Origin of the sequence: Sphingomonas morindae (assembly GCF_023822065.1) — a bacterium.
Lineage (GTDB): Bacteria > Pseudomonadota > Alphaproteobacteria > Sphingomonadales > Sphingomonadaceae > Solisphingomonas > Solisphingomonas morindae.
In genome coordinates, this window is sequence record NZ_CP084930.1 from 2,119,147 (window position 1) to 2,137,945 (window position 18,799).

21 protein-coding genes, 1 tRNA gene and 1 pseudogene are annotated in these 18,799 nt (G+C 69.4%); 16 read left to right on the plus strand and 7 right to left on the minus strand.

Annotated features, from left to right (window positions below; all coding sequences use genetic code 11):
- Positions 1-146: 146 nt before the first annotated feature.
- The 5 genes from LHA26_RS10380 to LHA26_RS10400 all read right to left on the minus strand — a co-directional run bounded on the left by LHA26_RS10380 (position 147) and on the right by LHA26_RS10400 (position 3,929).
- A complete protein-coding gene (locus LHA26_RS10380) occupies positions 147-566 on the minus strand; it encodes a hypothetical protein (protein WP_252165549.1) in 420 nt (139 codons plus the stop codon).
- Positions 553-1,518: a DNA/RNA non-specific endonuclease gene (locus LHA26_RS10385; protein WP_252165550.1), complete on the minus strand. Its 966-nt coding sequence runs from the start codon at positions 1,516-1,518 to the stop codon at positions 553-555. Before LHA26_RS10385 ends, LHA26_RS10380 begins: the two co-directional genes overlap by 14 nt.
- Positions 1,519-1,649: 131 nt before the next feature.
- Positions 1,650-1,725: transfer RNA gene (locus LHA26_RS10390), tRNA-Thr, on the minus strand.
- Positions 1,726-1,743: 18 nt separating this feature from the next.
- Positions 1,744-2,619, minus strand: coding sequence for a hypothetical protein (locus tag LHA26_RS10395; protein ID WP_252165551.1), 876 nt, complete (start codon positions 2,617-2,619; stop codon positions 1,744-1,746).
- On the minus strand, positions 2,616-3,929 hold the full coding sequence (locus tag LHA26_RS10400) for a replication-associated recombination protein A (RefSeq protein WP_252165552.1): 1,314 nt from the start codon (positions 3,927-3,929) through the stop codon (positions 2,616-2,618). Before LHA26_RS10400 ends, LHA26_RS10395 begins: the two co-directional genes overlap by 4 nt.
- A gap of 161 nt (positions 3,930-4,090) precedes the next feature.
- On the opposite strand from LHA26_RS10400, the gene LHA26_RS10405 reads away from it, so the two are divergent.
- Positions 4,091-4,687, plus strand: a complete 597-nt coding sequence (locus tag LHA26_RS10405; RefSeq protein WP_437441255.1) for a PadR family transcriptional regulator — start codon at positions 4,091-4,093, stop codon at positions 4,685-4,687.
- Positions 4,684-4,992, plus strand: coding sequence for a DUF2218 domain-containing protein (locus LHA26_RS10410; protein ID WP_252165554.1), 309 nt, complete (start codon positions 4,684-4,686; stop codon positions 4,990-4,992). Before LHA26_RS10405 ends, LHA26_RS10410 begins: the two co-directional genes overlap by 4 nt.
- A 12-nt stretch (positions 4,993-5,004) precedes the next feature.
- Here the strand turns inward: LHA26_RS10410 and LHA26_RS10415 are convergent, their stop codons facing one another.
- Positions 5,005-6,222: a glycosyltransferase family 4 protein gene (locus LHA26_RS10415; RefSeq protein WP_252165555.1), complete on the minus strand. Its 1,218-nt coding sequence runs from the start codon at positions 6,220-6,222 to the stop codon at positions 5,005-5,007.
- A 58-nt stretch (positions 6,223-6,280) separates the two neighbouring features.
- Entirely contained in the window at positions 6,281-6,757 is a 477-nt protein-coding gene (locus LHA26_RS10420; RefSeq protein ID WP_252165556.1) for a DUF2721 domain-containing protein, read from the minus strand.
- Positions 6,758-6,881: 124 nt separating this feature from the next.
- Here LHA26_RS10420 and LHA26_RS10425 point away from each other — a divergent pair, with 124 nt between their 5' ends.
- The 14 genes and pseudogenes from LHA26_RS10425 to nuoG all read left to right on the plus strand — a co-directional run bounded on the left by LHA26_RS10425 (position 6,882) and on the right by nuoG (position 18,776).
- The gene (locus LHA26_RS10425) at positions 6,882-7,421 is read left to right on the plus strand and encodes a hypothetical protein (protein WP_252165557.1); all 540 of its coding nucleotides are present in this window, start codon (positions 6,882-6,884) and stop codon (positions 7,419-7,421) included.
- A gap of 98 nt (positions 7,422-7,519) precedes the next feature.
- Positions 7,520-8,209 carry a thiamine phosphate synthase gene (gene thiE / locus LHA26_RS10430; protein ID WP_252165558.1) on the plus strand — a complete coding sequence of 230 codons (690 nt, stop codon included), beginning with the start codon at positions 7,520-7,522 and terminating at the stop codon, positions 8,207-8,209.
- Complete coding sequence (locus LHA26_RS10435) at positions 8,206-8,607, plus strand: hypothetical protein (RefSeq protein ID WP_252165559.1); 402 nt, start codon at positions 8,206-8,208, stop codon at positions 8,605-8,607. Before thiE ends, LHA26_RS10435 begins: the two co-directional genes overlap by 4 nt.
- Before the next feature lie 37 nt (positions 8,608-8,644).
- Complete coding sequence (locus LHA26_RS10440) at positions 8,645-9,682, plus strand: L,D-transpeptidase family protein (protein WP_437441204.1); 1,038 nt, start codon at positions 8,645-8,647, stop codon at positions 9,680-9,682.
- A complete protein-coding gene (locus tag LHA26_RS10445; RefSeq protein ID WP_252165560.1) occupies positions 9,679-10,272 on the plus strand; it encodes a M23 family metallopeptidase in 594 nt (197 codons plus the stop codon). The genes LHA26_RS10440 and LHA26_RS10445 overlap by 4 nt, the downstream gene beginning before the upstream one ends.
- A gap of 67 nt (positions 10,273-10,339) precedes the next feature.
- Positions 10,340-10,903: an elongation factor P gene (efp, locus tag LHA26_RS10450; protein ID WP_252165561.1), complete on the plus strand. Its 564-nt coding sequence runs from the start codon at positions 10,340-10,342 to the stop codon at positions 10,901-10,903.
- Between the two features lie 88 nt (positions 10,904-10,991).
- The gene (locus tag LHA26_RS10455) at positions 10,992-11,792 is read left to right on the plus strand and encodes an inositol monophosphatase family protein (protein WP_252165562.1); all 801 of its coding nucleotides are present in this window, start codon (positions 10,992-10,994) and stop codon (positions 11,790-11,792) included.
- A gap of 155 nt (positions 11,793-11,947) precedes the next feature.
- Positions 11,948-12,325, plus strand: coding sequence for an NADH-quinone oxidoreductase subunit A (locus LHA26_RS10460; protein WP_252165563.1), 378 nt, complete (start codon positions 11,948-11,950; stop codon positions 12,323-12,325).
- A complete protein-coding gene (locus LHA26_RS10465) occupies positions 12,316-12,876 on the plus strand; it encodes a NuoB/complex I 20 kDa subunit family protein (protein WP_252165564.1) in 561 nt (186 codons plus the stop codon). Before LHA26_RS10460 ends, LHA26_RS10465 begins: the two co-directional genes overlap by 10 nt.
- A gap of 4 nt (positions 12,877-12,880) precedes the next feature.
- Positions 12,881-13,537 (plus strand): annotated as a pseudogene (locus LHA26_RS10470) (NADH-quinone oxidoreductase subunit C); the annotation flags it as partial.
- An 8-nt stretch (positions 13,538-13,545) separates the two neighbouring features.
- Positions 13,546-14,781, plus strand: coding sequence for an NADH-quinone oxidoreductase subunit D (locus LHA26_RS10475; protein ID WP_252165565.1), 1,236 nt, complete (start codon positions 13,546-13,548; stop codon positions 14,779-14,781).
- Positions 14,781-15,446: a complex I 24 kDa subunit family protein gene (locus LHA26_RS10480; protein ID WP_252165566.1), complete on the plus strand. Its 666-nt coding sequence runs from the start codon at positions 14,781-14,783 to the stop codon at positions 15,444-15,446. The genes LHA26_RS10475 and LHA26_RS10480 overlap by 1 nt, the downstream gene beginning before the upstream one ends.
- Positions 15,446-16,747 (plus strand): NADH-quinone oxidoreductase subunit NuoF, encoded by a 1,302-nt coding sequence (gene nuoF / locus LHA26_RS10485; protein WP_252165567.1) that lies wholly within the window; start codon positions 15,446-15,448, stop codon positions 16,745-16,747. Before LHA26_RS10480 ends, nuoF begins: the two co-directional genes overlap by 1 nt.
- Positions 16,748-16,790: 43 nt before the next feature.
- Entirely contained in the window at positions 16,791-18,776 is a 1,986-nt protein-coding gene (gene nuoG, locus LHA26_RS10490; RefSeq protein ID WP_252165568.1) for an NADH-quinone oxidoreductase subunit NuoG, read from the plus strand.
- Positions 18,777-18,799 lie beyond the last annotated feature (23 nt).

The following is an 18,799-nucleotide window of genomic DNA, read 5'->3' on the forward strand; positions in this document are numbered from 1 at the left end:
TCAGCACGAGCCCCGCGCCGGCCTCGCAGTATCGACGGATCACGGATCTTCGCCTCGGCGACGGCATCCCGATGGGCACAAGGCCGCGCCGATCGGGGCGCGGGGCTAGTGTCCGATTGCACCTCAAACATCTCACGGGGCCTGGCCTAAAGGTCATAGCGCGGCGCTTCGCCGTCTAACAGCAGCGGCGGATAGACGATGGGCTTATCTCCGAAATGCCGCCGCAGCGAACGCTCACTGCGCACCCCAAGGTCTTCCTCCGGATCGATCTCGTCCGGGTAGAAATAGGTGACGTGGAATCTGCCATCGCGAAGCACGAATTCCAGCTCCGTCCACCGATCGCGCGCATTCTGTGCGTCCCACAAATCCAAAAGCCCGTACGTCAAACGATCGCTCATTTCCGAGCGGTAGAGAAAATGATTGCCAAGTTCCTTGAAGATGGCGGGTCTGATCATGTTGTGATCTAGTTGAGTGTAGAGCAACGTGGGTTCGGACGGGTAATCGGGGTCTTCCATCAGCGACTGACCGATCTCGTTCAGCAGGCGCTCCGACTCATTTTCCACCATGGCGCTTCTCCGGCGGTTTATTGACGAATCTCGCACTCTTCTTCAGGCCATCGACCGTCCACCACACATTGATGTTCGACGGCCGAACAGAATTGCTGCCGAACTGCGGTGCGATTTGCACCGTCACCGCCCGACCGGCCCGCTTGTCCCTCGCCCACTCGTCCTCGAGCCGACGATAGGCGCCCCGGTTGACGCTGGCATCCTGCGCGAAATGGTTGAACGCGTCCCTCGGGCCGTTGAAGCGCGCCGCGATGTAGTGGCCGCCATCGTCGCTCGCCCGCCGCTCCGATCCACCCGCCTGACGCTGCGACGCGCGGGAACGCACCGGCGCTTGAGCGATCGTGAGGCTCCCGGACACGTGTCGCGTCCGCTCCCGCGCATCGATCTGGTACGTGTAACCGTTGCGAACGACCGTGCGGAGACCGTCGCTCGGTGGCTTCGCAGGCCGCGCTGTGACCGTGCGCGGCGCGGCGGCGCGGTTTGAAGGCGTAATGGCGCGCGTCGAAATGCGCGAAGACGTCGGGCGAGCCTCCCGCTCGGCTGATCCCCACGTTCCCGCTGCGCCACCTCCACCGAAGCTGCCGCCGCCGCCGCCGGTAAAGCCGCCACCCGCCCATGGTCCTGCGCCGCGGTCGGACGCTTTGGGAGCCGTGTCGCGAGCATTTGGCGACGCGGTCCGCCTTGGCACCTGAGAAGCAATGCGTCGCGCCGGGCCGTGCGATGGCGCGGGGGCCGGGTGCGCCGGCTGATCCCATGATCCGGCCGCACCGCCACGGCCCCCCTGGCCATAGCTGCGTCCCGCGCCGACGAAGGTGAAGCGTCCGGTCTCAGGATCATGCCATGGATTGAACTTGCGCTCGATCCCGTCCGGCCCTTGTGGAGAGGGCAGCCTGCCGGTCCGCAGCCATATCGAGAAGGCGCGCCGTCGTTCATTTTCCGATATGTCGATCATGGTGCCCCGCTATCCACGCGGCGAGAACATCTGAGCAACATTCTCCTACATGTCAAGCTGGGTCGGGTCCGCGGTCGACACCGCGCCGCGAGGCCGAGCCCCGTCCTGCCCGAGCGGCCTTTTCAAGCGACTGGTGCCGGGTGTCGGACTCGAACCGACGACCTCCCGCTTACAAGGCGGATGCTCTACCAGCTGAGCTAACCCGGCGGCGGCTGCTTCCATGCGTCATGGCACGCCGAAGGTCCAGCCTTCGCGCGCGGCGAGTCGCGGCGTCAGCGCGGGCGGGTGCCAGAGCGCCGGCTGCCCGGCGGCGCGGCGTAGCCAGGCGGCGCCCAGCACGGCATCGGCGCGATGCTCGTCATGGCGCGCGTCCGGGGCGCCCGGCCGGCTCTGCAGATGGGCGAGGGCGGCGGCGAGATGCGCCGGATCGCGCAGCTTGGTCGCGCCGCGCCGTCCGGCGGCGCGCGCGGCGAGCCCGGTATAGATTTCCACCAGCAGCGGCCCGCGCGCGGGCACGGGATCGAACGGCCAGACCGGCAGCCGCCCCGCCAGGCGGTGCAGCAGCCGCATCCCCGTCAGCGCCGATTTGCCGACCTGCGCCGGCCCGACCAGCACGAAGCTGCTCTGCGCCGGGCCCAGGCCGGCGGCGCGGCAGGCGGCTTCGGTCACGCGCAGCCGCCCGCCGCCGGCCGCGCCGAAGCGCGCGCCCCGCAGGCCGCCGGGGCGCCGGAAGTAGGGCGCGATCGCAGGGTCCGCGAGCACATCGCCCAGGCCCAGCCCGGGGGCGTCGGCGGCGCGCGCGTCGATCAGCGCCCAGAGCGCGCGAGCGTCGGCGGGGCTCCCGTCCCAGCCGGGGAAGAAGGCGCCGGCGTCCGCGAACGGCAGCGAGGCGGAAAAGTCCACGCCGATCAGCAGGTCGCTGCCGCGCGCGGCATGGTCGAGCAGCCAGTCCGCCAGCGCGGGCCGGCTCCACCCGCCGGGCGGATCGACCAGGGCGGGCGCCTCGGTGCCCGCCGCGCACCAGGCGAGCGCGAGGCCCGGCGGGCGCGCGACCGCCGCGCCCGACCAGTCGATACAGGCGAAGCGCGCGAAGCGCCTCACCCGCGCCGGTCGCGCCGCAGCCGCTCCCAATAGGCCAGCCGCTCCGCGATCTTGGCCTCGAAACCGCGCGGCGAGGGCGTGTAGAAGCTTTGCGGCGTCATCTCCTCGGGCCAGTAATCGTCGCCCGAAAAGGCATCGGGCGCGTCATGGTCATAGGCGTAATCCTGGCCATAGCCGATCTGCTTCATCAGCTTGGTCGGCGCGTTCAGGATCGTCTTGGGCGGCATCAGCGAGCCCGTCTGCTCGGCGGTGCGCCGCGCCGCCTTATAGGCCACATAGCCGGCATTGGATTTGGGCGCGGTGGCGAGATAGAGGCAGGCCTGCGCCAGCGCCAGCTCGCCTTCGGGCGAGCCCAGAAAATCATAGGCGTCTTTCGCCGCCAGGCAGTGGGCGAGCGCCTGGGGATCGGCCAGCCCGATATCCTCGATCGCCATCCGCACCAGCCGGCGCGCCAGATAGAGCGGCTGCTCGCCCGCCACCAGCATCCGCGCGAGATAGTAGAGCGCCGCCTGCGGATCCGATCCGCGCACCGATTTATGCAGCGCCGAGATGAGGTTGTAATGGCCCTCGCGATCCTTGTCGTAGACGGCGACGCGGCGGTGGAGCAACGCCGCCAGCCCGGCCGGATCGAGCGGCGCGGGCGGCGCGATCGAGACCAGCGTCTCGGCCTGGTTGAGCAGGAAGCGGCCATCGCCATCCGCCGAGGCGATCAGCGCGGCGCGCGCCGCCTCGGTCAGCGGCAGCGTCGTCCCCAGCAGCGCCTCGGCGCGGGCGAGCAGATCGCCCAGCGCGGCGCCGTCGAGCCGGTTGAGGATGAGCACCTGGGCGCGGCTGAGCAGCGCGGCGTTTAGCTCGAACGAGGGGTTCTCGGTGGTCGCGCCAACCAAGATGACGGTGCCATCCTCGACATAGGGCAGGAAGCCATCCTGCTGCGCCCGGTTGAAGCGGTGGATCTCGTCCACGAAGAGCAGCGTGCGCGTGCCGGTGCGGCTATGGTCGCGGGCTTCGGCGAACACCTTCTTCAGATCGGCGACGCCCGAGAAGACCGCCGAGATGGCGACGAAGCGCAGCCCCACGGCGGCGGCGAGCAGCCGCGCGATGGTGGTCTTGCCCGTGCCCGGCGGCCCCCAGAGGATCATGGAGGAGAGCCGCCCCGCCGCCACCATCCGCCCGATCGCGCCGTCCGCCCCGGTGAGATGCGCCTGGCCCACCACCTCGGCCAGCGTGCGCGGCCGCAGCCGCTCGGCCAGCGGCGCGCCCGAGGGCGGCGGCGGCGGCGCGGAGACGGGATCGGAGGAGAAAAGGTCCATGTCCCGCATATGGCGGCGGGGCGGGGCTTGGCAAAGAGGGGCGCCGTACCTCTTGCACATCACGATGCCTCAAGATATATCGTGAGTCGTCTTAGAAGGAGCTTTTGCACATGTGGACCGAGGATATGGAGGGCTTTCCCTCCCGGCACGATCTTGGATCGATGCACCGTCACGCGCACCCGCACCGCCACCGTTTCGGCCACCGCTTCGGCCACGGCTTCGCCGCCGCCGGCTTCGGGCGCGGCGGCTTCGGCTTCGGCTTTGCCGGGTTCGATGAGGCGGAACCGCGCGGCGGCCGGCGCCGGCAGTTCGATGGCGCCGGGCTGCGGCTGATCCTGCTGCGGCTGATCGCGGACGCGCCGCGCCATGGCTATGATCTGATCCGCGCGATCGAGGAGCGCACGGGCGGCGCCTATGCGCCCAGCGCCGGCGTCGTCTATCCCACGCTCACCCTGCTCGCCGAGATGGAGCTGATCGCCGAGGCCCCGGCCGAGGGCGCGCGCAAGATCTACGCCGCGACCGAGGCGGGCGAGCGGCTGCTGGTCGAGAAGGCGGAGGAGGTCGCGGCCCTGATGGCGCGGCTGGACGCGCTCGGCGCCGCGCGCGAACGGCCCGATGTCGCGGCGGTGCGGCGCGCCATGCACAATCTCAAGGCGGTGCTGCGGCATCGCCTGGGGCGCGAGGCGGTGCCCGCCGAGACACTGCACGAGGCCGTCGCGCTGATCGACGAGGTCGCGCGGCGGATCGAGCGGCTGTGAGCGGCGTGGACATCGCCGGCCCCGCCAGCAGCGAGGCCTGCGTGCCGACCAAGCTCGGCGCGCGCTATCTCCAGCAGCTCTGCAAGCATTGGGCGCACAAATTCGCCGTGGAACTGGAGGACGCGCGCGGCCTGGTGCCGTTCGACCCCGCCACCCGCGCCGAGTTCCTGGCCGAGCCGGAGGCGCTCCGCGTCCGGATCACCGCGCCCGATGGCGAGCGGCTCGCGCAGATGCAGCGCGTGGTGGCCGCGCATCTCGATCGCTTCGCCTTTCGCGAGGCGCCGCTCTCGTTCGACTGGACCTGACGCGCGCGCCGCTCAGCGCGCGGGCGGTACCTGGCCGCCGGCCCAGGGCACGCCGCCCAGGCCGGGCGCGCCACGGCTGCCGCGCGCGCGCTGGCGGATGATGCGGAGATAGCCGTCCACCATCGCCTGGTTCACCGTGTCCCATTCATAGGCGCGGCTTTCCGCGCGGCCGGCCGCGCCGGCGCGGGTGCGGGCGTCCGCGTCGCGGCAATAATGCTCCACCGCGTCGACGAAATAATGGACGGCGCCGGGGCGGATCAGCTGCCCGGTCAGGCCGGGCACGACCAGGCTGCGGCTGCCCGTGGCGTCGGCCGCCACCACCGGGACGCCGCACGCCATCGCCTCCAGCGTCACATTGCCGAAGGTCTCGGTGACGGAGGGGTTGAGCATCACGTCCATCGAGGCGGTGGCGCGGCCGAGATCGGCGCCGCGCTGGAAGCCGGCGAACACGGCATCGTCGGGCAGGCGCTTCTCGAACCAGTCCCGCGCCGGGCCATCGCCGACGATGAGCGCGCGCGCGCGCACGCCGCGCCGCGCCAGCCCGTCGATCGTGTCGGCGAAGACATCGAGCCCCTTCTCCATCACCAGCCGGCCGACAAAGCCGATCGCCACCTCGTCATCCTGGATGCCGAGCGCGCGGCGCCAGCCGAGATCGCGCGCCTCGGGCGTGAACACGTCGCGCTCGACCCCGCGCGACCAGATGCCCACGTCGAAATTCATCCGCTGGTCGCGCAGCAGCTGCGCCATGCTGTCGGAGGGGGCGAAGATGGCGTCGCAGCGACGGTAGAAGCGCCGCAGCGCGGCCTCCACCATCGGCTCGAGAAAGGCGAAGCCGTAATAGCGCGGATAGGTTTCGAAGCGGGTATGGACCGAGGCCACCGCCGGGAGCGCATTCTTGTGCGCGTGGCGCAGCGCCGCGTGGCCGAGCAGCTCCGGGCTGGCGACGTGGATGAGATTGGCGCCGAAGGCGTGGATGTCCTTCTTCACCCCCGGGGTGAGCACCAGCGGCGCGCGATATTCGGCGCGGCCCGGAAGCGGGATGGCCGGCACGCCCACGAGATCGCCGATCGGCTCGAAGGCCGGCTTCTTCACCTTGGGCGAATAGACGCGCACCGCCGCGCCCTGGCGCAGCAGATAGTCCACCAGCCGGTTCAGCGCCTGGTTGGCGCCGTCGCGGACATAATTGTAGTTGCCGGTGAACAGCGCGATGCGCAGATCGGTGACGTCCATTTCGGGTCCGATAGCGTGCCCGGCGGCAAAGGCAAATCCGGGATGCGCGCAGCCGGCGTCATCCGCTTCGCGGATCGCCCGCCTCATGCTCCAGCAATTCGTGCCGCACGCGGGTGGAGCGGTTGGCGAGATGGATCTCGTACAGGAACAGCAGCAGCGCCACCATCAGCGACAGGGTGGCGAGCACGAAGAGCAGGGCGGTGGCGCGGCCGAAGCCGCCGCCGATCAGCCCCGAGATGAACAGCCCCGCCACCACCAGCGCGATCGCCAGCGCGCTGACCGTGCCGAAGGTGATCGCGGCGCTGACGATCCGCATCCGCCGATCGAGCAGCCGCAGCTCCCACACGGCGCGATCGCGCTCCTCACCGGGGCCAAGCTCGGGGATGCGCAGCTCGACCACGCGCGAGCGATCGATCACCCGCGCCAGCCGGCCGGCAAACAGGTTGAGGATCTGCCCCAGCCCGGTGAGCAGGAAAACCGGCCCGACCGCGAGCTGGATGGTGTGCGCGATCGTCTGGCTGGGAAGCTCGGTCATCATCCTTGGCAGGATGGCGGGGCGGCCGCGTCCGGTCAACGCCGTGCCGAAGCCGCCAATATGGGGCTTTGTCCTTGTTCCCCGATGGTTGGCAGCTAAGCCGTTGCCCGGGGGGACAGCGAAGATGATGATGGGGTCGGTCACCGATCGGGCGAACGGGTGCGCCGCCGCGCCGGCGCCCGATCTCCGCTTCGCCTATCATCGCGGGCTGGTGCCGCTGTTCGCGCTGCTGCTCGGTCTCGCCCTCGCCGTCGCGGGGCTGCTCCATTGCGCCGCCGCTTTGCTCTGGCCGTGGATGGCGCGCCCGCTCGCGCTGTTCGACGCAGCGGTGGTGGTCGGCGCGCTGGGGCTGGTCCGCTCCTTCCGGGTCCGGCCGGTGCTGGTGCTCCAGGATCGCCTCGTGCTCCATGCCGGCTGGCTGGCGCGGGTGTCGCTGCCGCTCGCCTGCGTGCGGCTGCGGCCGCACTGGTCGCCGGGCCAGCTGGCGCGGCCCGATCTGCTCGATCTCGCGCTGGTCGGCGCGCCCAATATCTGGCTCGATATCGAGCCGCCACTGCGCCGCCGCGGCCGGTTGGTGCGGGTGATCGTGCACCGGCTGGATGATCGCGAGGCGTTCGTCGCGGCGCTGGTGGCGCGCGGCCGTGCTCCGGCGGTGCCGCGCTAAGCCGGCGGCGGCGCGCGCCGCTCGGCCGGCCGCATCCCGATCCCCGCTCCGCGCGATCCACTTTGCGTCGACGCCGCCGACGCGCTAACCCGCCGGGAATGATCGATGCTGAGGATCCATTGGGGCCGCTCGACCCGGGCTTCGCCACGCGCTTCGTGCGCGATGACAGCCGGCCGCCCTGCCAACTCTACCTGATCTCGCCGCCGGTGCTGCCGGACGATTTCGCGGACCAGCTCGCGCGCGCCTTCGATGCCGGGCCGGTGGCGGCCTTCCAGCTGCGCATCAAGGATATGGACGAGCATGGCCTGGCCCGCCTCGCGGCGCCGCTCCAGACGCTGTGCGCGCGCCACGATGTCGCCTTCATCGTCAATGATTCGGTGAGCCTGGCCAAAAGGCTCGGCGCCGACGGCGTGCATCTCGGCCAGACCGACGGCGATGCCCGCGAGGCGCGCCAGCTGCTCGGGCCCTCGGTGCAGATCGGCGTGACCTGCCACGACAGCCGCCATCTGGCGATGGAAGCGGGCGAGGCGGGGGCGGATTATGTCGCCTTCGGCGCCTTCTACCCGACCGAGACCAAGGCGGTGCGGCATCGGCCGGAGCTTTCCATCCTGTCCTGGTGGTCGACCCTGTTCGAGCTGCCCTGCGTCGCGATCGGCGGCATCACGCCCGCCAACGCGCGGCCGCTGGTGGAGGCGGGCGCGGATTTCCTCGCGGTGAGCGGGGGTGTCTGGGCGCATCCCCAGGGGCCGGACCGGGCGGTGGCGGCCTTCGCCGCGCTGCTGGCATGATCCGGCGGCTGGCGCGCCTGGTCGCGATCGCGGCGATCGTCTTCGATCTCGCGGCGGCCTGGGCGCGCTGGCGGTACGGGCCGAGCCCGTCGGGCTTTGTCCGCGCCACCATCGTCACCGTGCTGGCGCTGATCCCCTGCGCGCTGGCCTTTGCCGCCACCATCGTCGCTCAGTCGCGCCGGCGGATGCGCAGCACACGCGGCGCCTTCACGCGGATGCGGCTGCCGATCAAGGTGCCGCGCGCCTATGTCGGCGCGGCGGCGCTCGGCTTCATCGGCACGCTGGCGGCGATGGGCGAGGGGTTCGGCGCCTATATCCTCCTCGCCGGCGTCGTGCTGATCGCGCTGGCCCTCTCGCAGGCATTGCCCGGCGGCGTGCAGGGATACGCGCGGCGCTGAGCGGCGTTGTCTTGTCCCATTGGCGGGAAGGACGACCATGATGCACAGGGCCGCGAGGCTGTTTCCCATTGTCGCGCTCGGGCTTGCCGGCGCGTCGCTCGGTGCGCAGGCGGCCGTGGCGCCCGCGCGTCCGGCGCCGGCCGCCAGCACGACGCCGCCGGTCGATCCCAAGATCATGCTCGTCCAGGTCGCGCTCGATAGGCTGGGCTTCGGCCCCGGCGTGATCGACGGCCGCACCGGGCAGACGCTGACGCTGGCGATCAAGGGGCTGCAGACCGCCGCCGGCCTGCCCGTGACGGGCACGATGGATCCCGCCACCGCGCAGGCGCTCGGCAAGGCGGGCGTGGCGCAGCCGGTGCGCGACATCGTGCTCACCCCGGCCGATGTCGCCGGGCCCTTCGTCGGGCCGATCCCGAAAAAGGAGGATGCGCAGGCCAAGCTGCCCGCGCTCGGCTATCAGAATGCGCTGGAGATGCTCGCCGAGCGCTACCACACCACGCCGGCGACGCTGATCGCGCTCAACTCGCCCGACACCAAGCTCGTCGCCGGCACGCATATCCGCGTGCCCGACGTGATCACCAACGCGCGCGACTATCCGGCCGATGCCAAGCCCGAATGGAAGGCGACGCTGGCCGGGCTCAACGTCGCCTCCACCCAGCCCCAGGCGGATCACATCGTCGTCAGCAAATCGGCCAAGGCGCTGATGGTCTATGATGCGGGCGACAAGCTGGTGGCGCAGTTCCCGGTCACCACCGGGAGCAGCCACGATCCGCTGCCGCTCGGCACCTGGACCATCTACGGGGCCGATACCAATCCCAAGTTCCACTTCAATCCGAAGCTGTTCTGGGATGCGAAGAAGGGCGAGACCAAGGCCATGCTGCCGCCAGGGCCGAACGGCCCGGTGGGCGTGGTGTGGCTCGATCTCTCCAAGCCGCATTACGGCATCCATGGCACGCCCGAGCCGCAGAATATCGGCCGCACCGCCAGCCATGGCTGCGTGCGCATGACCAATTGGGATGCCGCCCGGCTGGCGCTGATGGTGAAGCCCGGCACCAAGGCGATCTTCAAGGCATGAACCGCTTCGGCATCGCCATCGCCGGGCTGCTGCTGCTGCTGCTGATCGGCTTCGCGGCCGTGGTGCGGGTGACGGGGCCGGGCTGGAGCGGCACCAGCCCGCACGTCGTCGCCCCACCGCCGGCCGCGCCCGGATCGCCCGCGCCGGGCGGGGCGCCGGCGACGCTGCCGGTGCCGGTGCAGGGCGTCGCGCGCGCGCAGCTCAGCTCGAGCTGGTCCGATCCGCGCGACGGCGGCACGCGCGCGCATCACGCCATCGACATTCCCGCGCCGCGCGGCACGCCGGTGCTGGCGGTGGCGGACGGGACGATCGAGAAGCTCTACACCTCGGCGCTGGGTGGGCTGACCGTCTATGAGCGCACGCCCGATGGTGGGCTCGTCTACTACTATGCCCATCTCGATCGCTATGCGCCGCAGCTGGCCGAGGGCCAGATGGTGCGCGCCGGCCAGGTGCTGGGGGCGGTGGGCAGCACCGGCGATGCCGATGCGCGGGTGCCGCATCTCCATTTCGAGATCCACCGCATGGCGCCCGGCGAAGCCTGGTGGCAGGGCGAGGAGCTGGACCCCTATCCCATATTGCGGCGCGGCTGAGCTTGCCCCGGCGCGGGCGCGCGGGTAAAGCGCGCGCCTGCTCTTTCAAGCTTAGGCGAGACTTCCCATGAAGATCAGCGGCGTGGACATTCGTCCCGGCAATATCATCGAATATGAGGGCGGCATCTGGCGCGCCGTGAAGATCCAGCACACCCAGCCCGGCAAGGGTGGCGCCTATATGCAGGTCGAGATGAAGAATCTCATCGACGGCCGCAAGAACAACGTCCGCTTCCGCTCGGCCGAGACGGTGGAGCGGGTGCGGCTGGACACCAAGGATTTTCAGTTCCTGTTCGCCGATGGCGAGGATCTGACCTTCATGGACAAGGACAGCTACGAGCAGATCACCCTGCCGCGCGACCTGCTCGGCGATGCCGCCGCCTTCCTGCAGGACGGAATGGACGTGGTGATGGAGCTGCACGAGGAGCGGCCGATCTCGGTGCAGCTGCCCGATCAGGTCGAGGCGACGATCGTCGAGGCCGATGCGGTGGTGAAGGGGCAGACCGCCTCGTCCAGCTACAAGCCGGCGATGCTCGACAATGGCGTGCGCGTGATGGTGCCGCCACATATCAGCAGCGGCACGCGCATCGTCGTCGATGTGTACAGCCAGGAATATGTGCGCCGCGCCGATTGAGCGCCGCGCCCCACACCCTCGGCGCGGGCCGGCCTTAGCCTGGCCCGCGCCCCATCGCCCCCGCCGGCGCGCGGGGGAAAGGACGATCATGGTAGCCCATTCCGGTCTCATCACCGTCATGCAGAAGGCGGCGCGCAAGGCGGCGCCCAAGCTGCGCCGCGATTTCGGCGAGGTCGACGCCTTGCAGGTATCGCGCAAGGGGCCGGCCGATTTCGTGTCGCAGGCCGACAAGGCGGCCGAGCGCACGATCTTCGACGAACTCAAGCATGCGCGGCCCGATTGGGGCTTCGTGATGGAGGAGGGCGGCACGATCGAGGGCGATCCCGACAAGCCGCGCTGGATCGTCGACCCGCTCGACGGCACCAGCAACTTCCTGCACGGCATCCCCCATTTCGCCATCTCGATCGCGGTCGAGGATCCGCGCGCGGGCGTCACCCATGGCCTGGTCTACCAGCCGCTCACCGATGAGAGCTTCTGGGCCGAAAAGGGGCGGGGCGCCTGGCTGCACGATCGGCGGCTGCGCGTCTCCAGCCGGCGGGCGCTGGCCGATGCCCTGGTCGCCACCGGCATCCCGTTCAAGGGCCATGGCGATTTTGACAGCTGGCAGCGCATCTTCCGGACCCTCGGGCCGGAGGTGGCGGGCATCCGCCGGTTTGGATCGGCGGCGCTCGATCTCGCCTGGGTCGCCGCCGGCCGCTATGACGGCTTCTGGGAAACCGATCTGAAGCCGTGGGATGTCGCGGCGGGCGAGCTGCTGGTCCGCGAAGCGGGCGGCTATGTCACGGATTTCCGGGGCGGCGATCAGCTCGCCGAGCGGCGCCAATGGCTCGCCGCCAATGACGGGCTCCACCCCAGCCTGCTCAAGCTCGTCGCCGCCGCGCTGCGCTGAGCCCGGCCGATCGGCCGTCGCCCCAAGGCGGCGGCCGCGCCGGACCTGAATTGCGATTCATTCTCATGGCCCCGGCGGGTTGCTTCGCAGGTGCGGCAGTCCTAGGAAGCGGCCGTTAAGCTGCGCACTCGCGCGTGTTCCGCCCGGAGAAAGCCATGGCGTCCGTCGCCGTCCAATATCTCCCGATTCTCCTGTTCCTCGGCGTGGCGCTGATTCTGTCGTGCGTCTTCGTGTTCCTGCCCCAGGGCGTGGCGCGGCTGACCGGGGCCTATAAGCCCAACGCCGACAAGCTCGCCGAATATGAATGCGGCTTCCCCGCCTTCGAGGACAGCCGCATGCAGTTCGACGTGCGCTTCTACCTCGTGGCGATCCTGTTCATCGTCTTCGATCTCGAGGCGGCGTTCCTCTATCCCTGGGCGGTCTCGCTCAAGCAGATCGGCTGGACCGGCTGGCTGTCGATGATGGTGTTCCTGGGCGAGCTTGTGCTCGGCTTTGCCTATGCGTGGAAGAAGGGAGCGCTGGAATGGGAGTAGAGGTCGCCACCGACCCGCAGGCGCCGTACCTGCCGGAGACCGCGCAGAAGGCACCCGACCAGGCCTTTTTCGACGATCTTAACACCGAGGTGCAGGACAAGGGCTTTCTTGTCACCTCCACCGAGGATCTGTTCCACTGGGCGCGCACGGGCTCGCTCTGGTGGATGACCTTCGGCCTGGCCTGCTGCGCCGTGGAGATGATCCACGTCAACATGCCGCGCTATGATCTCGAGCGCTTCGGCGTGGCGCCGCGCGCCAGCCCGCGCCAGTCGGACGTGATGATCGTCGCCGGCACGCTCTGCAACAAGATGGCGCCCGCGCTCCGGAAGGTCTACGACCAGATGTCGGAGCCGAAATACGTCATCTCCATGGGCTCCTGCGCCAATGGCGGCGGCTATTATCATTACAGCTACTCGGTGGTGCGCGGCTGCGACCGCATCGTGCCGGTAGATATCTACGTGCCCGGCTGCCCGCCGACCGCGGAGGCGCTGCTCTATGGCGTCCTGCAGTTGCAGCGGAAGATCCGCCGCGTCGGCACGATCGAGCGGTGAGGGCATGACGGCAAGCTTCCCCAAATTCGCCAGCAACCAGGGCGTGATCGAGGCGGCCACCGCCGCGCTCGGGCCCGTGCTGATCGAGGCGGTCGAGCGGGTCGGCGAGATCCAGCTCTTCGTCCGCCGCGAGAGCGTGGTCGACGCGCTGCGCCGGCTGCGCGACACGCCGGGGCTGGAATATCAGCAGCTGATGGAGATTGCCGGGGTCGATTATCCGACCCGCGATCTGCGCTTCGAGGTGGTCTATTGCCTCCTCTCGCTGACCCGCAACCACCGGCTCCACGTCCATGTCCGCACCGACGAGAGCCAGCCCGTGCCTTCGGTGACGGGCCTGTGGCCGGTCGCGAACTGGCTGGAGCGCGAGGTGTACGACATGTACGGCGTGCTGTTCGACGATCATCCCGATCTGCGCCGCATCCTCACCGATTATGGCTTTCAGGGCCATCCGCTGCGCAAGGACTTCCCGATGACGGGCTATGTCGAGATGCGCTATTCCGAGGAGGCCAAGCGGGTCGTGTACGAGCCGATCAAGCTCCAGCAGGATTTCCGGACCTTCGATTTCCTGAGCCCGTGGGAAGGCGCGGCCTATCAGCTGCCCGGCGACGAGAAGGCGCCGCAGGCGCCCGGCGCGCAAACCCCGCTCAAGGCCGATGAGGTGAAGCGCTAATGGCGACCCTCCACCAGCTCACCGAGCTTGATACCCAGGTCGATCCCGTCCCCAAGGGCGAGGTCGAGATCAAGAACTACACGCTCAATTTCGGGCCGCAGCACCCGGCCGCGCACGGCGTGCTGCGGCTGGTGCTGGAGCTGGACGGCGAGATCGTCGAGCGGGTCGATCCGCATGTCGGCCTGCTGCACCGTGGCACCGAAAAGCTGATGGAATGGCGCCCCTGGCTCCAGAACGTCCCCTATTTCGATCGTTTCGACTATTGCTCGCCGCTGTGCATGGAGCACAGCTTCGTGCTCGCGATCGAAAAGCTCATGGGGCTGGAGGTGCCGCTGCGCGGCCAGTATCTGCGCGTGCTCTTCGCCGAGCTGACGCGGATCTCCAACCACCTGCTCAACCTTGGCAGCCACATCATGGACGTGGGCGCGATGACGCCCAATCTCTGGCTGTTCGAGCCGCGCGAGGACACCTATAATTTCTTCGAGCGGGCCTCGGGCGCGCGGATGCACGCCAATTATTTCCGTCCGGGCGGCGTCCACCAGGACGTGCCGCTGGCGCTGCTGACGGATATCGGCGACTGGCTGGACAGCCGCCTGTCGCCGCTGTTCGAGGACGCGATCCGCCTCGTGGCCGACAACCGCATCTTCAAGCAGCGCAACGTCGATATCGGCACGGTGAGCCGTGACGACGCGATCGCCTGGGGCTTTTCGGGGCCGATGATCCGCGCCGCCGGCATCCCCTGGGATATCCGTCGCTCCCAGCCTTACGACGTGTATGATCGCATGGAGTTCGATGTGCCCGTCGGCACCCAGGGCGATTGCTATGATCGCTTCATGGTGCGCGTCGAGGAAGTCCGCCAGTCGGCGCGGATCATCAAGCAGTGCATCGCGCAGATGCCGGACGGCCCGGTGCTGACCAGCGATCGCAAGGCCGCGCCGCCGCGCCGGGGCGAGATGAAGCGCTCGATGGAAGCGCTCATCCACCATTTCAAGCTCTACACCGAGGGCTTCCACGTCCCCGAGGGCGAGGTCTATGTCGCGACCGAGAGCCCCAAGGGCGAGTTCGGCGTCTATGTCGTGTCCGACGGCACCAACAAGCCCTACCGGGTGAAGGTGCGGCCGACCGCGTTCAGCCACCTCCAGGCGATGGACTTCATGATGAAGGGGCATATGCTCGCCGATACCACCGCGATCCTCTCGGCGATCGACATCGTGTTCGGGGAGTGCGACCGCTAATGGCCGACGCTCCCATCCTGCCCGACGAGGGCGAGGTCCGCGCGCGCTGGGGCGGGTTCGCCTGGAACGAGGACAGCGCCGAGAAGGCGCGCGTCATCCTGGCGCGCTATCCCAAGGGGCGCGAGCAATCGGCCGTGCTGCCGCTGCTCGATCTCGCCCAGCGTCAGGTCGGCGCCGAGACGCAGACCCAGGGCTGGCTGCCCGTGCCGGTGATCGAATATGTCGCCGCCTTCGTGAACGTGCCCTATATGCGCGTCTACGAAGTCGCCACATTCTACACCATGTACAATCTAGCCCCGGTCGGTCGCTACCATGTCCAGGTGTGCGGCACGACGCCGTGCATGCTGCGCGGCTCGGACGACGTGCTTGCCGCGTGCAAGAACAAGGGCCTGGTGAAGGGCAGGACGACGCCGGACGGGCTCTTCACGCTCACCGAGGTGGAATGTCTGGGGGCCTGCGCCAACGCCCCGATGGTGCAGATCAACGACGACAATTTCGAGGATCTCACCTACGACAGCACGACCGCGCTGCTCGAGGCGCTGGCCGCCGGCGAGGCGGTGACGCCGGGCTCGCAGATCGGGCGCCGGGCGAGCTGCCCGGAGGGCGGCCCCACCTCGCTGCCCGAGATGGTCGACGCCAATCATGATTACCGGGATCGCTGGTGATGCTAGAAGACAAGGACCGCATCTTCACCAATGTCTACGGCTTCCAGCCCTGGGGGCTGAAGGCGGCGCAGGCGCGTGGCGACTGGGACAATACCAAGGCGCTGATGCTGCGCGGGCAGGACGCGATCATCGACGAGATCAAGGCCTCGGGGCTGCGCGGGCGCGGCGGCGCCGGCTTCCCGACCGGCACCAAATGGGGCTTCATGCCCAAGGAGCCCAAGCCGGGCCGTCCCAATTTCCTCGTCATCAACGCCGATGAATCCGAGCCGGGCAGCTGCAAGGATCGCGAGATCATCCGTCACGATCCGCACAAGCTGATCGAGGGCGCGCTGATCGCCGGCTATGCGATGCGCGCGCGCGCCGCCTATATCTACATCCGCGGCGAATATATCCGCGAGGCCGAGACGCTCTACGCGGCGATCGCCGAGGCCTATGACGCCGGCCTGATCGGCCGCAATGCGTCGGGCTCGGGCTATGATTTCGACGTGTTCCTGCATCGTGGCGCCGGCGCCTATATCTGCGGCGAGGAAACCGCGATGCTGGAGAGCCTGGAGGGCAAGAAGGGCCAGCCCCGGCTCAAGCCGCCTTTCCCGGCCGGCGCCGGCCTCTATGGCTGCCCGACGACGGTCAACAATGTCGAATCGATCGCGGTGGCGCCCACCATCCTGCGCCGCGGCGCCGGCTGGTTCGCCTCGTTCGGCCGCGAGAACAACAAGGGCACCAAGCTCTTCCAGATCTCCGGCCATGTGAACAAGCCGTGCGTGGTCGAGGAGGCCATGTCGATCCCGTTCCGCGAGCTGATCGATCGCCATTGCGGCGGCATTCGCGGCGGCTGGGACAATCTGCTCGCGGTGATCCCGGGCGGCTCCTCGGTGCCGCTGGTGCCCGCGTCGCAGATCATGGACGCGCCGATGGATTTCGACGGGCTGCGCGACGTGAAGTCGGGCCTCGGCACGGCGGCCGTGATCGTGATGGACAAGTCCACCGACATCGTCCGCGCGATCAGCCGGATCAGCTATTTCTACAAGCATGAATCCTGCGGCCAGTGCACGCCGTGCCGCGAAGGCACCGGCTGGATGTGGCGCGTGATGGAGCGGCTGCGCGAAGGCCAGGCCGAGATCGAAGAGATCGACATGCTGGAGGAAGTGACCCGGCAGGTGGAGGGCCACACGATCTGCGCGCTCGGCGACGCCGCCGCCTGGCCGATCCAGGGCCTGATCCGCCACTTCCGCCCCGAGATCGAGCGCCGCATCACCGCCCGCCAGGCCGGCGCGGCCCCGCTGGCGGCGGCCGCCGAATAATGGCCGCGCCCGCTTCCCCCCGTTTTCGCGAAGAGACGCACTGATGCCCAAGCTCAAGGTCGATGGGATCGAGGTCGAGGTGCCCGCCGGAGCCACGGTGCTCCAGGCGTGCGAGGCCGCCGGCAAGGAGATTCCGCGCTTCTGCTATCATGAGCGGCTTTCGATCGCCGGCAATTGCCGCATGTGCCTGGTCGAGGTGAAGCCGGGGCCGCCCAAGCCGCAGGCCTCCTGCGCCTTGCCCGCGGCCGACAATCAGGAAGTCCGCACCGACAGCGCCATGGTGAAGAAGGCGCGCGAGGGCGTGATGGAGTTCCTGCTCATCAACCATCCGCTCGATTGCCCGATCTGCGATCAGGGCGGCGAGTGCGATCTCCAGGATCAGTCGGTCGCCTATGGCCGCGGCCATTCGCGCTATGACGAGAATAAGCGCGCCGTCACCGAGAAATATATGGGTCCGATCGTCAAGACCCAGATGACGCGCTGCATTCAGTGCACGCGCTGCGTGCGCTTTGCCGAGGAGGTGGCCGGGGTCGAGGAGATCGGCGCCATCTATCGCGGCGAGAATATGCAGATCACCTCCTATCTGGAGCGGGCGGTCTCGAGCGAGCTGTCGGGCAATGTCGTCGATCTCTGCCCGGTCGGCGCGCTGACCTCCAAGCCCTATCAATATGAGGCGCGGCCCTGGGAGTTGAGCAAGACCTTCGGCATCGACGTGATGGATGCCGTGGGCACCAATATCCGCCTCGATTCGCGCGGACGCCAGGTGCTGCGCGCGCTGCCGCGCCTCAACGAGGAGGTGAACGAGGAATGGGCCTCGGATAAGACCCGGCACGCGGTCGACGGCCTGGTCCGCAACCGGATCGACAAGCCCTGGGTGCGCAAGGACGGCAAGCTGGTGCCGGCGAGCTGGCAGGAGGCGTTCGCCGCCATCGCCGCCGCCGCCGCCGGGCTGCGCGGCGATGCCGTGGCCGGGCTGGCGGGCGATCTCGCCGAGGTCGAGAGCGTCTATGCGCTCAAGCAGCTGCTCGCCGGCTTCGGCTCCACCCTGCACGAGGCGCGGGTGGATGGCGCGATGTTCGATGTCGCCGCGCCGGCCGACTGGCGCTTCAACCCCGGCATCGCCGGCCTCGAGACGGCGCGCACCATCCTGCTGGTGGGAGCCAATCCGCGCTGGGAGGCGCCGCTCGTCAACACCCGCATCCGCAAGGCGGTGAAGAAGGGCGCCAAGGTGTTCGCGATTGGCCCCGAGGTCGATCTCACCTATCCCGCGCGCTGGCTCGGCGAGGATATTAACGCGCTCGGCGCGCTGCCCGAGGAGATTGGCGGCGAGGGCGTGGTGGTGATCGTGGGCACCGGCGCCTGCGCGATCGAGGGCGGCTATGGCGCCGCCCGCCAGACCGCCGCCGCGCTGGGCGCGGGCTTCGGCCTGCTCCACACCGCCGCCGGCCGGGTGGGCGCGCTGGAGCTTGGCTTCGTCACCGAGGGCGGGCTTGCCGCCGTCGCCGCCGCGGCGCCGAAGCTGCTCTTCCTGCTCGGCGTCGACGAGACGGATCTGAGCCCCTTCGCGGAGAGCTTCACCGTCTATATCGGCACGCATGGCGATCGCGGCGCGCGCGCGGCGGATGTCATCCTGCCGGGCGCGGCCTATCCGGAAAAGCCGGGCACCTGGGTCAATCTCGAGGGCCGGGTGCAGCGCGCCGAGCGCGCCGTCTTCCCGGTGGGCGATGCGCGCGAGGATTGGACGATCCTGCGCGCCCTGTCCGGCGTGCTCGGCCGGCCGCTGCCGTTCGACACGCTCGCCCAGCTGCGCCAGCGCATCGCCGCCGATCACCCGACGCTGGCCGAGGAGGGCATCGCCCCCGTCGCCGCGCTGGGCGCCGCCGCCAAGGGCGGCGATGTGTCCGGCGCGATCCGGTGGCCGATCGAGGATTTCTACCTGACCAATCCGATCGCGCGCGCCTCGCCGACGATGCGCCGCTGCTCGGCCGAACTGCTGCATGGCGCGCAGTTCGCGGAAGCGGCGGAGTGAGCGGCCCCATGGCGCAAGCGACG

What these genes read in the sequence shown, in the direction of transcription:
- LHA26_RS10380 (WP_252165549.1), bottom strand. Translation starts at nt 566, where the DNA reads ATGGTGGAAAATGAGTCGGAGCGCCTGCTGAACGAGATCGGTCAGTCG.
- LHA26_RS10385 (WP_252165550.1), bottom strand. Translation starts at nt 1,518, where the DNA reads ATGATCGACATATCGGAAAATGAACGACGGCGCGCCTTCTCGATATGG.
- LHA26_RS10400 (WP_252165552.1), bottom strand. Translation starts at nt 3,929, where the DNA reads ATGGACCTTTTCTCCTCCGATCCCGTCTCCGCGCCGCCGCCGCCGCCC.
- LHA26_RS10405 (WP_437441255.1), top strand. Translation starts at nt 4,091, where the DNA reads ATGCACCGTCACGCGCACCCGCACCGCCACCGTTTCGGCCACCGCTTC.
- LHA26_RS10415 (WP_252165555.1), bottom strand. Translation starts at nt 6,222, where the DNA reads ATGGACGTCACCGATCTGCGCATCGCGCTGTTCACCGGCAACTACAAT.
- LHA26_RS10420 (WP_252165556.1), bottom strand. Translation starts at nt 6,757, where the DNA reads ATGACCGAGCTTCCCAGCCAGACGATCGCGCACACCATCCAGCTCGCG.
- LHA26_RS10425 (WP_252165557.1), top strand. Translation starts at nt 6,882, where the DNA reads ATGATGATGGGGTCGGTCACCGATCGGGCGAACGGGTGCGCCGCCGCG.
- thiE (WP_252165558.1), top strand. Translation starts at nt 7,520, where the DNA reads ATGATCGATGCTGAGGATCCATTGGGGCCGCTCGACCCGGGCTTCGCC.
- LHA26_RS10435 (WP_252165559.1), top strand. Translation starts at nt 8,206, where the DNA reads ATGATCCGGCGGCTGGCGCGCCTGGTCGCGATCGCGGCGATCGTCTTC.
- LHA26_RS10440 (WP_437441204.1), top strand. Translation starts at nt 8,645, where the DNA reads ATGATGCACAGGGCCGCGAGGCTGTTTCCCATTGTCGCGCTCGGGCTT.
- LHA26_RS10445 (WP_252165560.1), top strand. Translation starts at nt 9,679, where the DNA reads ATGAACCGCTTCGGCATCGCCATCGCCGGGCTGCTGCTGCTGCTGCTG.
- efp (WP_252165561.1), top strand. Translation starts at nt 10,340, where the DNA reads ATGAAGATCAGCGGCGTGGACATTCGTCCCGGCAATATCATCGAATAT.
- LHA26_RS10455 (WP_252165562.1), top strand. Translation starts at nt 10,992, where the DNA reads ATGGTAGCCCATTCCGGTCTCATCACCGTCATGCAGAAGGCGGCGCGC.
- LHA26_RS10460 (WP_252165563.1), top strand. Translation starts at nt 11,948, where the DNA reads ATGGCGTCCGTCGCCGTCCAATATCTCCCGATTCTCCTGTTCCTCGGC.
- LHA26_RS10465 (WP_252165564.1), top strand. Translation starts at nt 12,316, where the DNA reads ATGGGAGTAGAGGTCGCCACCGACCCGCAGGCGCCGTACCTGCCGGAG.
- LHA26_RS10475 (WP_252165565.1), top strand. Translation starts at nt 13,546, where the DNA reads ATGGCGACCCTCCACCAGCTCACCGAGCTTGATACCCAGGTCGATCCC.
- LHA26_RS10480 (WP_252165566.1), top strand. Translation starts at nt 14,781, where the DNA reads ATGGCCGACGCTCCCATCCTGCCCGACGAGGGCGAGGTCCGCGCGCGC.
- nuoF (WP_252165567.1), top strand. Translation starts at nt 15,446, where the DNA reads ATGCTAGAAGACAAGGACCGCATCTTCACCAATGTCTACGGCTTCCAG.
- nuoG (WP_252165568.1), top strand. Translation starts at nt 16,791, where the DNA reads ATGCCCAAGCTCAAGGTCGATGGGATCGAGGTCGAGGTGCCCGCCGGA.